Genomic DNA, 13305 nt, shown 5'->3' on the forward strand with positions numbered 1-13305 from the left:
GCTCACACGCTGCGGTTTTTTTCTTGCCCCAGAAAAACGATCAATCAGCTTTTCTTATCTGCTTTGGTGGTTGCTGCAGGCGCAGTTGTCTCGGCATTGGCAGCCGTCGCCCCCGCCAAGAAGCCGTTTAATCGAGCAATATCATCCTCGACCAACACACCAGCACTGGCGCGTAAACGCAGCGTGCTGACCAAATATTGATAACGTGCCTCGGCTAAATCACGGCGCGCTTGGAACAGTTGTTCTTCTGCGTTCAGGATATCAACGTTGGTACGCAAACCGGCAGTAAAGCCCATTTTCGTCGAATGTAGCGCACGTTCGCTGGATTTCACCGCTTGTTCATAACCACGTACTTTGCTCACCCCACTGAGCGAAGCAGTGAAGTAACGGGTAATGTCCAGCTCAACCCGATGACGGGCCGCTTCGAGCTCTTGCCGCGCTTGTTCGCGTTTCGCTAAGGTTTGATCGCTCAATGCCCAGCTATAGCCGCCGCTGAAAATGGGGATACTGACTTGAACACCGATGGAACGGGTACGGTTTTCTTGGTTCAAGGTTGACACCGTATCCGACACCGTTTTGCTGACCGAGCCGATCATATCCACTGTCGGTAAATGACCTGCCCGCGCTTTGTCCACCTCGCGTGCCGCAATTTCAAAAGCCTGTTCACCGGCACGAATGTCTGGGCTGTTTTGCCGTGCAATATCCACCCATTCTTCCAGCGTAGCCGGCACCGGTGCCGACAGGGGAAATTCTTCACCCAAGGCATGCAAGGTTTCAGGCGTTGATCCGGTCAACTCTTGCAAACTACGCAAGGCAACTTTCAACCGATCTTGTGCTTCATAACGCTGGGCGATGGCAATATCACGCCGCGCACGCGCCTCGTCCATATCGGTTACCGTACCATCACCAGCACGGTAAAGATTTTCTGCCCGTACCAGTTGTTCTTCGTAGGCACGCACCCGCGCATCCAGCAGCGACAGCGTATTTTTTGCCAATAAGGCATCAAAATAAGCGCCGGCCACCCGAATGGCTAACTCATTGCTTTTTGCTGCAAACACCGCATCACTATAACTGACACGGGCGCGCCCTTGCCGAAACTCGCTGATTTTGCGCCAATCAAACAACGATTGACGCAACTGCAAACCGTAGTTTTTACTGTCGTAATCTAGGTCGGATTGGGTAATCCGGCCAGTGAAACCCGGTTGTAGGCGTACACCGACGGTTTTACCGCGATAGAGACTGGCTGATATCTGTGGTAACAACCCAGCCACGGCCAATTCATCATTTTTCTGACCAGCTTCATGCTCAGCCATCGCCGCGCGATAAGTTGGATCATTTTGTTTAGCGGCCTGATAGGCCTCCAACAAATTCAGCGCATAGGCTGGCATCGCACATAACGACACCAAAACAGCACCAACAAGGGGTTTTAGCGAAAGACGCGCCATCGAGATTAGTCTCCGGTAAACGCAATATTCATACGGTCAATAAGGGGTTTCAGCAGGTAATTTAACATAGTTCGCTCACCCGTTATCAATAATGCAGTAGCAGGCATCCCCGGACGAATCTTGTGCACACCTAACATCTTCATCCCTTCAGGTGTGACCTGAACTTTAACCGAGTAGTACGGCATCCCTGTTTTTTGATCGACCACACTGTCAGCCGCTACCACCTGTACCGTACCCGGAATATTGGGAGTTTGGCTGTGGCTGAAGGCAGGGAACTGGATTTCCACTGGCAAACCAACATGCACTTTATCAATCAGGTTGGTTGGCACTTGTGCCTGAATAATCAATGGCTCATTGTGCGGTACCACATCCATTAACGGCTCACCGCTGCGAATCACACCGCCCACAGTATGAATATTCAACCCCACCACCGTGCCATCAATCGGCGAGCGAATCAGGGTATTTTTGGCTTCATAATCTAATGCCGCCATCCGATCAGCCAACGATTGCACTTCTTTTTGCACATCGGTGAGTTGCGATTCAACTTCTTTTTGATATTCCTGCTGTCGGTTTAACACGCGCAATTTCAATTCAGAAATTTGGTTGCGTGTGCGGCCGATATTGGCAATATCCTCTGCCAAACCAGCAGCAATTTGCGACACATTACGCTCTAACTCGAACATCCGATTACGCGGCACAAAACCTTTATCTGCCATATCGCGGATATTAGTGAGCTCTTGTTTTAACGAGCGCAACTGTGATTCGCGGTTGACCTTAACTTCTTCTAAACCGCGTAACTGTTGCTGTGCGCCAGCCAGATTTTCATTGAGGATGCTAATTTCATTGCGCAAAGCAGTGCGGCGAGACTGGAACAGTTGTTCTTGCAACGCAATCGCATTGCCCACCCGTTCATCTTGCTGTGGGATTTTATCTAGCATCGGCGAGAAATCGATTTTCTCGGCATTCATCCGTTCTGCCGACAAACGCGCTTCCACTGCCGCTGCAATGATGTATTGCGCTTGAGTCATACCTAACTGGGCTTCGGCCTGTGTTGCATTCAAACGCACCAACACTTGGTCTTTTTTCACCGCTTGACCATCTTTGACTTCGATCGCATCGATGGTGCCGCCGGTTAAGTGTTGAATGGTTTTGCGATTGCCAGCGACAGTGACTGTCCCGTTTGCCGGTACCCCAGCATCCAGCGGGGCAGTGGCTGCCCACAACATAAACAAGCCAAAGCCACCGACTAAAACCCACATCCCCCAACGCGACACTCGACTGGCGTCGGTATCAACCTTAGGGTTTTGCCCTTCGGGGGTTTGACCGCGACCGCGTTCAAATAAATTTTCTAACCACTTCATGCCTATTGTCCTTCTCTAACCATCAAGCAGACGCATCGCCAACCGCAGGGCGGGCAGCAGCGACCACTTGTGTTGGAGCCGCTGCCTGTTGCTGTGCGGCGGCTTGTTGTGCCTGCTGGGCTTGTTGCATCAAAGCAGCCAAGACTTGGTCACGGGGGCCATACAGCTGCATCATGCCATCACGCAACACCATCAGTTTTTCCACTGCATTGATGATATTGGTGCGGTGTGTAATCAGAATCACTGTTTTGCCACGCGCTTTGAGGTCACGAATCGCGCCCACCAACGCCGCTTCACCCACATCATCCAAATTCGAGTTCGGCTCATCCAACACAATTAAGGAAGGATTGCCGTACAAGGTGCGGGCCAAACCAATGCGCTGTTTTTGACCGCCTGACAACATGCCACCATCTGGCCCTAAGCGGGTGTCGTAGCCTTGTGGGAAGCGCAGAATCATCTCGTGCACACCGGCGCGTTGCGCGGCATCGATCACTTGATTGGAGTCCATCTCACCGAAACGAGCGATATTTTCTGCAATCGTGCCTTCAAATAATTCGATGTCTTGCGGCAAGTAACCGATGGATGGCCCTAGTTCGTCCTTATTCCACTGGAAAATATCAGCACCGTCTAACCGCACCTTACCCGCTTGTGCCGGCCAAACCCCGACCAATAATCGCGCCAATGTCGATTTACCCGATGCCGAAGGGCCTACCACACCGACCACATCGCCCGCCTGAATAGCAAAACTCAAGCCTTTCAGAATCGGCACTTGACCGCCGGGCGCACCGGCCACCACGTTTTCAACCAAAATATTGCCTTCTGGTTTTGGCAATGGCATCCCTTCACCACGGACAGGATGGTCTTTTAACAAGCCTTCCAGACGGGAATAGGCTGCACGGGCAGAAATCAACTGTTTCCAAGTCCCGATCGCCATTTCCACCGGTTGTAACGCACGGCCCATCAAAATCGAAGCGGCAATCATCATCCCGGGGGTGATTTTGCCTTCAATCGCTAACAAAGCACCGGCACCCAACGCCAACGATTGCAACGAAATCCGTACAAATTTGGTGATGGCGCTGATTTTTGCAGCGCGGTCGGAAGCCAAAGTTTGGTTTTCCAAAATCCGCATGTGCTGGGCAAACCATTTTTCACGGATCGCTGGCAACATCCCCATCGCTTCAATCACTTCGGCATTACGCAAGTTGTTATTCGCGAAAGCACCGGCGGCAATCGAGGCTTGGTTGGCTTCGGCCAGAGGTTTACGGGTGGCGATTTCAGTCGCGTAGGCCAAGGCAAATAAGATTAACGCCCCAACCACCACGATCGAACCTAACAGGGGATGGAAGAAGAAACAGAAGATCAGATAAATCGGTGTCCACGGCGCATCAAAAAAGGCAAACAAACCTTGGCCAGTTAAGAATTGTCGCACCGAGGTTAAATCGTGAATCGCTTGCGCTGCATTGCCACCGGTACGGCGCAAATTACGCTCGAATGCCGCCGTAAAAGTACGGTTATTGAGCTGCATATCCATCTGGTTACCCACTCGGATTAACACCGAGGAACGCACCAGCTCTAACAATGACATCAAGGCATACAGCCCGAGGGTCATCGCAGTCAGCATCAACAAGGTAAATTCATTGCTCGATGCCAAGACGCGGTCGTAAACCTGCATCATATAAATCGAAGGCATCAGCATCAGCATGTTAATCACAAAGCTGAAAGCACCCACTTTGTAAAAGGTTTTGCGAAAACCGAACAGTATTTCGCCCAGCTCGCTACGTTTATCGAACAGTTTTTTCATAACGGAGACAAAACAAGCCGCACAGGCTTACCAAGAATGACAAGGCCACGATTTTAACATGGGGGCCTCGCCACACCGCGCTCATTTAAAATGGATATGTAACCGCCTGTACCAAACAAAATATTCTGACTTGCGTAAAAAATGTCCTGCAAGCAACAGGTTTTGTGCGCCAAGTCAAAAAGCAGCGGCGAGGTATGTCATAATCTCCTTTTTGCAAACAGGGATACACCGGCAATGCATCGCAGTGAGCTGATTGGCATACTTGACGACACGCTTGAACCTCATCGTTATAAAGATTACGCGCCCAATGGCCTACAAGTCGAAGGCAAGGCCGAGATCAAACGGGTGTTGTTTGGTGTCACCGCCAGCGAAGCATTGATTGATGTCGCTATCGCCAAACAGGCCGATGCGATCATCGCGCATCACGGTTATTTCTGGAAAAATGAAGACAGCCGAATTCTCGGTATAAAACGTCGTCGTTTGGCAAAGCTACTTGCGCATGACATCAATCTTATTGCCTACCACCTGCCCTTAGATGCCCACCCACAACTGGGCAATAATGTGCAACTGGCCGAAGAATGCGGTTGGGTCATTGGTGGCTGCACTGGGGAAAACAACTTGCTGTGGCATGGACATCCTCCAGTCACTGTATCGCTGGCAGATTTTGCCAACACAATTGAACAGCGTTTACAACGTGCGCCCCTTGTCCTCGGTAAAACCGACCGAGCAATCCACCGTATTGCGTGGTGCACAGGCGGAGCAGACAGCTTTTTTCCTCAAGCCATCGAACTTGGGGTGGATGTATTTATCACGGGAGAGGCATCTGAACCTTGCGCGCATCTTGCGGCAGAAAGTGATGTCGCATTTATTGCCGCCGGACACCACGCAACAGAACGCGGTGGCGTGCGGGCAATGGCAGCTTGGCTAGACCGATATGAAGAGCTCGATTGTGAGTTTGTCGATCTCTGGAACCCAATCTGATTCTGACCAGTCCTAAACCCGCCAACTAACTTTTTCGCATACGCGCTTTAATAGGTGGGAGGGTATCGGGTAGAATCAGGCGATTTTAGCTCGATTTTTCTCGTTTTGAGGTGAATGTAATGAGTGAACAACACGTTGATCAGGGGCGTCGCCGGTTTCTGACCGTAGCCACTGGTGCACTCGGCGGCGTGGCAGCAGCAGGCGTTGCTACACCCTTTGTGCTAAGTTTTTTTCCATCCGAACGCGCAAAAGCAGCCGGTGCGCCAGTTGAGTTAGACATCAGTAAACTCGAACCTGGCCAGCAAGTCACTGTTGAATGGCGTGGTAAGCCGGTCTGGGTGTTAAGCCGTACTCCAGAACAGCTGACAAACTTAGCCAAACTTGATGGCAACCTCGCCGATCCTGCTTCCGATGTGCCGCAGCAGCCCGCCTACTGCAAAAACGCACACCGTTCTATCAAGCCAGAAATTCTGGTGACTATCGGGATTTGTACCCACTTGGGCTGTTCCCCTACCCACCGTCCCGATCTGGCACCTGCCGACTTAGGTGCTGATTGGTTAGGTGGCTACTATTGCCCCTGTCACGGTTCTAAGTTTGATCTGGCAGCGCGCGTTTACAAGGGGGTGCCTGCGCCGACTAACCTCGAAATTCCACCACACAAATATCTCAGCGATACCATGCTGTTGATTGGTGACGATAACTAAGTAAGGGTGAGAAACAGATGAGCAAGCAACAAGGTCTCCTTGACTGGATCGATGCCCGCTTCCCGCTGACATCGACCTGGAAGGCGCACGTTTCGGAATACTACGCACCGAAAAACTTTAACTTCTGGTACTTCTTCGGTTCGCTGGCACTGTTGGTGTTGGTGATTCAGGTGGTAACTGGTATTTTCCTGACCATGAACTACAAGCCTGATGCGGCCACCGCTTTCTATTCGGTGGAATACATCATGCGTGACGTGGCGGGGGGATGGATTATCCGCTACATGCACTCCACCGGAGCATCGATGTTCTTCGTGGTGGTGTATCTGCACATGTTCCGTGGTCTGATCTACGGTTCTTACAAACAACCTCGCGAATTGGTGTGGGTGTTTGGTACCTTAATTTTCTTGGTGCTGATGGCTGAAGCCTTTATGGGCTATCTGTTGCCTTGGGGCCAAATGTCGTTCTGGGGCGCTCAGGTGATTGTGAACTTGTTCGCAGCCATTCCTGTGATTGGTCCTGATCTGTCGGTGTTTATCCGTGGTGACTTCGTGGTGGGTGATGCAACCCTCAACCGCTTCTTTGCCCTGCACGTGATCGCTGTGCCGCTGATTCTGATCGCTTTAGTTGTCGCCCACTTGGTGGCGCTGCACGAAGTCGGTTCGAACAACCCAGACGGTATCGAGATCAAAAAGAACAAAGATCCAGAAACCCATATCCCACTGGATGGCATTCCATTCCATCCTTACTACACCGTTAAAGATATTCTCGGTGTGGCGGTGTTCTTGATTGTGTTCTCGTCCATCGTGTTCTTTGCACCAGAGATGGGCGGCTACTTCCTCGAGCGGCCAAACTTCGACCCAGCTGATCCGCTGAAAACCCCTGCCCACATCGCGCCAGTGTGGTACTTCACTCCGTTCTACGCCATTTTGCGTGCAATTCCTTCCTTCTTCGGCACCCAAGTTTGGGGTGTGTTGGGGATGGGTGCAGCGGTGGTGTTGATTGCCTTCCTGCCGTGGTTGGATAAATCCCCAGTGAAGTCGGTACGTTATCGCGGTCCACGCTTCAAATTCATGTTGGTGTTGTTTGTGATCAGCTTCATCGGTCTGGGTATTTTGGGTGCATTGCCATCCACTAACGTCCGTACCGTGATTGCACAGATTCTGTCGATCATCTACTTTGCCTTCTTCCTTGGCATGCCGTTCTACACCAAGAACGACGTTGGCCCTGTCGCTCCGCCTGCACGCGTGACCGACAGCAATTTGGGTCGTCAGTTGAAATTCTTGGTGCTGTTTGCACTGGCAATTGGCGGTGCTGCTCTGTTTGCCAAGTTTGTTTAATCGAGGGAACCGGCTGAAATGAAAAAGTTTATCCGTCATCTGATTGCCGCTGCAGCCCTCGCGGTGCCGGCTTCGGTGTTTGCTGCAGGTGCTTCGGTGCCGTTGGACAAAGCACCGATTGACATCCAAAACGTTGAATCTTTGCAACGCGGTGCACAGATTTTCACCAACTACTGCCTAAGCTGTCACAGCGCGCAAGCCATGCGCTACAACCGCCTGACCGATTTGGCATTAAGTGAAAAACAAATCAAAGAAAACCTGATGTTTGCCACTGAAAAAGTTGGTGACACCATGAAAGTGGCGATGGCACCGGCTGATGGCAAAAAATGGTTTGGTGCAACCCCACCCGATTTGTCTTTGATTGCTCGTGCCCGTGGTGCAGATTATCTGTATAGCTATCTGCGTGGTTTCTATCGCGACCCAAGCCGCCCAACAGGTTGGAACAATAAAGTGTTCGACAAAGTGGGTATGCCTCACATCATGTGGGAATGGCAAGGCGACCAAGTCATGGAAACCGTCAAGGGTAAAGACGGCCACGACACGCATGAGTTGAAATTGGTGAAAGCGGGTGCGTTCACTAAGATCGACGAGAACGGCAAAGCCAATACCGCCGAATTTGATAGCCGGATGGCCGACTTGACCAATTACATGGTCTATATGGCAGAACCAGTGCAGGTTAAACGCCAGCAAATCGGTTATGTGGTATTGATGTTCTTAGTGTTGTTGCTGTTGCCTTTCGCCTACTTCCTGAAGAAGGAATACTGGAAAGACATCCACTAAGCAACACGATAGTGGCAAAAATGGCGGGGGCTTCCCCGCCATTTTTTATGGCCCACGCAAAAATTCCAGCACTGCCGGTAGATACTGTGGAAAGCAAGAAAAACTATGATCACCACCTTCGACATAGTCCAACCGCTGGCAACCCCGATAGTAAGCCAACGCCTGTTGCGCATCTAAGGTTTCATCCCCACTCGCCAACATCAACCAATAACGTTGAGGGTGAATAGACTTCGGCTCAAGCACCGCCAAAGCCTCAATCATCTCGGGAGTAACCGTGACCTCTTGTGCCGAGTAGTAATAACGATGTGTCCCCAAAAAATGATGGGCCAGTTGATGCGGACGAACCGCAGGATTAATCAACACCGCCGGCAGGTCATAACGCTCGGCTACCACCGTTGCAAAAAACCCACCTAACGAACTGCCCATCACCACTAGCTGTGTCAAATCTTGCTCGGCTAACCATGTGGTCAATAACTGCATCACCGCCTGTGGTTCGGCGGGCAGTTGTGGCGCAAATAGTTGTTCAGATTGCCCCAATTCGGCGAATATGGCTGCCAACTGCTGTGATTTAGCGGATTCGGGGCCAGATAAAAAACCATGTAAGTACAACAGTTTTTTCATTACACAAACCCTATCGTCTGGCCGTGACCACCACGTTGACTGCGCCGTGTTTTCACTTCTTCGCTCAGGCGTTGTAAAAAGCCCTCGGCAGAAAAGGTTTTACGCAAGAGATAGGCTTGCCGTTTCACCACCGCAAAATCCCCTGGGGTTAAGCCATCCAAACGCGCCAGCTGTTGTTTGAGGTCTAAACTCAAACGGCCGGTTTTGCCTTGTAACGCTTCTTGCATAAACAGTGTTTCGCGTTGCGCCACGCTCAAAGCCTGAAATTCAATTTTGAACACAAAACGCCGCAACACCGCCGGATCTAAACCAGAAAATAAATTGGTGACACAAATAAACACGCCAGCAAACTGTTCCATTTGTTTGAGCAGCTCGTTGACCTGCGTGACTTCCCACGAACGCTGCGCATCCTCACGCGAACGCAATAGGCTATCGGCCTCATCTAAAAACAAGATGGCTTGCGATTGCTGTGCTTCTTGGAACATGGCAGCAATATGTTTTTCTGTTTCACCGACATATTTATCCAGCAGTTGGCCGGCAGTTTTTGCCACCAAAGGCCGTTGCATTTGCTCGGCAATATGTTGCACAAACGAGGTTTTACCCGTCCCAGGCGGGCCATATAAGCACAAACTGCCTTGGCCATGATGCTGCAACGCGGCCACCACTTCTTCTGCTGAAAACTCACCTTTGAGATTCAGGAAAGCAGTAGAAAAACGAGTGGCTGCGGCTTGCTGATGTTGTGAGGGCAATTCGGGTTGATGCAACGCCGCTTTGGCGTTTTGTAATGCCAACCAACATAAACGCCGCTTCTTGCTCGGCGGTGGCAGAAGCACGGGCAAAACGCGCCGCACTCGCCACTTGCGCCGGTGCCAGACTATCATCTTGCGCTAAACGGGCCACCGTTGCCGCCGACACGGTTAAATCGTGCAAATGACGGGTCAGAATTTTGCTGCGCACTGTTAACGGCGGCACCGGAACTTCCAAGTGGAACGAGAAACGGCGCAAGAAGGCAGGATCAATTTGATGCACGCGGTTAGCAATCCAAATCCCAGGCACCGGATTACTTTCTAACAGCTGATTCACCCACGCTTTACGATAGCCAGAACGCTGATGGTGGTTTTCATCATCATCGGGAAACACATCTTCGATTTCATCAAACACCACCACCGACCGCCGCGTTTGCGCCAAAAAACGCTGGGTGAGCGCAAACGACTGCATCCGTTGTGAGGGGCGCAGAGGTTCTTTATCATCGTCTTCCGCACTGACGCTATAACCTTCGGCGCGTAGTTCTTTGACCAATAAACGGGCTAATTGGCTCTTGCCCGTCCCCGGCGGGCCATACAGCAATACGTTGGCACCAACCTGCTTTTTTTGCAGCACTTGGCGCAAAAATGCCATCAGGGGTTTCAAGGCGGTTGCCAGATGGGGATAGTCAGTGCGTTTTAACTCTGGCACATTCACCGGCGCACACGCCCGCCGCATTAAGCCATCAATATCTTGAATTTCTTCATTGAAAATTTGTTGGCCGATATTGTCGAGCGAGAATAAATCTTCTAAATCGCTGTCGCTGCGTTCAATCCGCAATAAGCCATACATCTCTAATAAATTATCGCGCCGCAACACAGTACGAGCAGCTTGATCGTCAATCCCTAGAAAAATCGCCACCGCTTGCGTAGCGCGTAAATTTTTGGGTTGGCGCAACCGGCGCAAAATCAAGCTAAAATCTTGTTGGTTGTGGCGCACCGCCGTAAATTGCAACAGGCGGCTGCTGTTGCGATCGAGCCCTAAACGCTTTTCCAGCTCTAACACAATCGGCGGCAGCGAGGTTTTCTCTTGTGCCACCTGTTCCACCCGTTGCAGCGCCCGCCGCAACATCGCTTGTAACCGTTGTGGCCGCAATAACGCCACTGACAGCGGATGGGGTTCTTCTGGGCGTTCGCTGCCCATGTTCTTAATTAAAAAATCCAGCCCTTCGTCTTCTTCGTCCACCAGTTGATGTGCCACCTGATAACGGCGAATTTCATCAGCAAAGCTCTCGGGCAACCACGGCAACAATAACCGCGCCAGCCGTTGTTCAGCATGGGTGATTAACAAGGCACTGGCCGAGGGCAACGCCACCATCAATCGCAACAGATATAGCGCCGCCAGTTCGTCTAGGCGATCGAGGGGATGAGGGTCAATGACTGGCGGGGGAGGTACAGCAATACGGCGAATAGAAGAGGTTTGTGCAGACATAAACTCATCCCAAGAAAAACAACAAAAGCAAACAAAGCGAGACTATTGCGGCTGGGTGGTGGCCTCCTGTGTCCGCCGGAAGCAGCTTAACATGCCATATCCCAAAGCCAAAAATAAGCACATGGCACACGCCAGCCACAGCGGATCATCCCATAAAAGTGGTGCAATCGCGCCAGCCACCAAGCTTGACAGCGCCGTTTGGGTAAACCCTTGCATCGATGACACCGTACCACGTAAATCGGGAAACCGATCAAGCAAAAACAGTGTGATTGTTGGCGCTGCCAGTGACATCCCCACCGCATATAACGCCATCGGCAATACGCTCCAAGGCAAAGCCGGTGGCAACATCACACAAACCAGCACATTGGCTACAGCTGCGGTTGCCATAATACGGTAGGCAATCGACACCAACTCACGCGCACTGCGGCGCCCTGCCATCCGACCAGACAGCCACGCACCCAACATAATGCCACTTACCGCTGGGCCAAAAAACCATAAAAATTCAGTCGGCGCGAGGCCCAAATGTCGCATTAAAAACACCGGCGCTGCCGGAATATAAAGGAAAAAACCAGCAAAATTACACGCCACTGCCAAAGCTAAAAAGCGGAAAGCTTGTGTTGCCGCCACGTGGCGATAGCTAGCCAATAGGCTTTTAATTTGCAAAGGCCGTCTGTGTTCTGCTGGATGGGATTCTTGTAATTGCCAACTGCAAAGTAAAAATAAAAAGAATCCCACCAAAGCCATAAAAACAAAGATCGAGCGCCACCCCAAGCCCTGATACAGCCATCCCCCAATCACGGGAGCAATCGCCGGTGATAAAGAAAATAACATGGTGACCTGCGACATCAAGCGTTGTGCTGCAGCCCCTTCAAAGGTATCGCGAATAATCGCCCGCCCAACAATCAAGCCAGCGCCACCGGATAGCCCTTGTAAAGCACGATAGAGCAACAATTCGGGCAGGCTATCGGCCACTGCACACCCCAAAGAAGCTAGGGTAAACACCAAACAAGCGGTCAAAATCACTGGCCGCCTACCCACGGCATCCGAAATCGCCCCATGCCACAGCATCATCAAACCATAACAAAACAAATACACGGTTAAAGCTTGTTGAATTTCTAATGGTTTGGCGTCGAGAGCATGGCCGATAGTCGCCATCGCCGGTAAAAAGGTATCAATCGAAAATGGCCCTATCGTGGCCAAAGCAGCTAATAAAAAAGCCAATACACGCGGAGAAACAGGGTTTGACATAACAGAGCGTCTGACGGGATCGCCGCCAGCGTAATAGAGAAAAGGCGTGGCCTCATGGTAGACCCTCGCCATGCAAACGGCTAGTTCGGAACGGTAACACCATGTATCAAGCAAATGGCTTATTGGCCAACAAATTCAAACGCTCGATTGACAGCCAGAATTTTGCCCCGTATTGTCGCTGCAGATATGTCAATACGTGATGCCTATAAGCATCCACCCGTTCACGAAGGAGACACTGATGAGCGCCTATCCCCATTTACTCGCCCCACTCGACCTAGGTTTCACCACCTTAAAAAATCGTGTCCTCATGGGCTCGATGCACACCGGCTTAGAAGAAGCCCCCCACGGTTTTGAACGGATGGCAGCGTTTTATGCCGAACGTGCACGAGGTGGTGTTGGCTTGATTGTGACTGGCGGTGTTGCGCCCAATGAAAAAGGGCGTGTCTTTGCTGGCGGCTCATTATTAGTCAATGAACACGAAGCAGCTCAACATAAAATTGTCACCGATGCAGTCCACGAGGCCGGCGGTAAAATCTGTATGCAAATTTTGCATACTGGCCGTTATAGCTACCAACCCCACCCCCATGCACCCAGTGCCTTACAAGCCCCCATCAATCCATTTATGCCAGTTGAAATGAGCGAGGCAGAGATTGAACAAACCATCGCCGACTTTGCTCGTTGTGCAAAATTGGCACAACAAGCGGGGTATGATGGGGTCGAGGTGATGGGGTCGGAAGGGTATTTAATCAATCAATTCCTTGCCAGCCGCACCAACCATCGCACCGACCAATG

The 13305-nt window shown here is 51.2% G+C and carries 12 protein-coding genes; 5 read left to right on the plus strand and 7 right to left on the minus strand.

Translation table 11 applies throughout. The features are described from left to right. Positions 1–44: 44 nt before the first annotated feature. From G465_RS13875 to G465_RS13885, 3 genes are read right to left on the minus strand one after another with little or no spacing between them, the layout of a single operon-like run. The gene (locus G465_RS13875) at positions 45–1445 is read right to left on the minus strand and encodes a TolC family outer membrane protein (RefSeq protein WP_022653792.1); all 1401 of its coding nucleotides are present in this window, start codon (positions 1443–1445) and stop codon (positions 45–47) included. A gap of 5 nt (positions 1446–1450) precedes the next feature. Beyond that, on the minus strand, positions 1451–2806 hold the full coding sequence (locus G465_RS13880) for an HlyD family type I secretion periplasmic adaptor subunit (RefSeq protein WP_022653793.1): 1356 nt from the start codon (positions 2804–2806) through the stop codon (positions 1451–1453). Positions 2807–2828: 22 nt separating this feature from the next. Then, a complete protein-coding gene (locus tag G465_RS13885; RefSeq protein ID WP_022653794.1) occupies positions 2829–4607 on the minus strand; it encodes a type I secretion system permease/ATPase in 1779 nt (592 codons plus the stop codon). A 234-nt stretch (positions 4608–4841) separates the two neighbouring features. Here G465_RS13885 and G465_RS0107100 point away from each other — a divergent pair, with 234 nt between their 5' ends. The 4 genes from G465_RS0107100 to G465_RS0107115 all read left to right on the plus strand — a co-directional run bounded on the left by G465_RS0107100 (position 4842) and on the right by G465_RS0107115 (position 8409). After that, on the plus strand, positions 4842–5588 hold the full coding sequence (locus G465_RS0107100; RefSeq protein ID WP_022653795.1) for a Nif3-like dinuclear metal center hexameric protein: 747 nt from the start codon (positions 4842–4844) through the stop codon (positions 5586–5588). Between the two features lie 119 nt (positions 5589–5707). Continuing rightward, positions 5708–6292, plus strand: a complete 585-nt coding sequence (gene petA, locus G465_RS0107105; RefSeq protein ID WP_022653796.1) for a ubiquinol-cytochrome c reductase iron-sulfur subunit — start codon at positions 5708–5710, stop codon at positions 6290–6292. Between the two features lie 17 nt (positions 6293–6309). Further along, positions 6310–7629 carry a cytochrome b gene (locus G465_RS0107110; protein WP_022653797.1) on the plus strand — a complete coding sequence of 440 codons (1320 nt, stop codon included), beginning with the start codon at positions 6310–6312 and terminating at the stop codon, positions 7627–7629. An 18-nt stretch (positions 7630–7647) separates the two neighbouring features. After that, the gene (locus G465_RS0107115; protein ID WP_022653798.1) at positions 7648–8409 is read left to right on the plus strand and encodes a cytochrome c1; all 762 of its coding nucleotides are present in this window, start codon (positions 7648–7650) and stop codon (positions 8407–8409) included. Positions 8410–8454: 45 nt separating this feature from the next. Here G465_RS0107115 and G465_RS13890 read toward each other — a convergent pair whose 3' ends face one another. The 4 genes from G465_RS13890 to G465_RS0107130 are packed head-to-tail and all read right to left on the minus strand — an operon-like array spanning position 8455 to position 12513. After that, positions 8455–9030 (minus strand): YqiA/YcfP family alpha/beta fold hydrolase, encoded by a 576-nt coding sequence (locus G465_RS13890; protein WP_022653799.1) that lies wholly within the window; start codon positions 9028–9030, stop codon positions 8455–8457. Beyond that, on the minus strand, positions 9030–9779 hold the full coding sequence (locus tag G465_RS15055; RefSeq protein WP_162138818.1) for an ATP-binding protein: 750 nt from the start codon (positions 9777–9779) through the stop codon (positions 9030–9032). Before G465_RS15055 ends, G465_RS13890 begins: the two co-directional genes overlap by 1 nt. Continuing rightward, positions 9712–11265 carry an AAA family ATPase gene (locus G465_RS15060; RefSeq protein ID WP_052165412.1) on the minus strand — a complete coding sequence of 518 codons (1554 nt, stop codon included), beginning with the start codon at positions 11263–11265 and terminating at the stop codon, positions 9712–9714. The genes G465_RS15055 and G465_RS15060 overlap by 68 nt, the downstream gene beginning before the upstream one ends. 42 nt (positions 11266–11307) lie before the next feature. Then, positions 11308–12513, minus strand: a complete 1206-nt coding sequence (locus G465_RS0107130; protein WP_022653800.1) for a multidrug effflux MFS transporter — start codon at positions 12511–12513, stop codon at positions 11308–11310. Positions 12514–12751: 238 nt separating this feature from the next. On the opposite strand from G465_RS0107130, the gene G465_RS0107135 reads away from it, so the two are divergent. After that, positions 12752–13305, plus strand: a 554-nt coding sequence (locus tag G465_RS0107135) for an oxidoreductase (protein WP_027405266.1), incomplete at its 3' end; no start/stop codon positions are given.

The sequence above is a fragment of the Aquaspirillum serpens DSM 68 genome (assembly GCF_000420525.1).
Classification (GTDB): Bacteria; Pseudomonadota; Gammaproteobacteria; order Burkholderiales; family Aquaspirillaceae; genus Aquaspirillum; species Aquaspirillum serpens.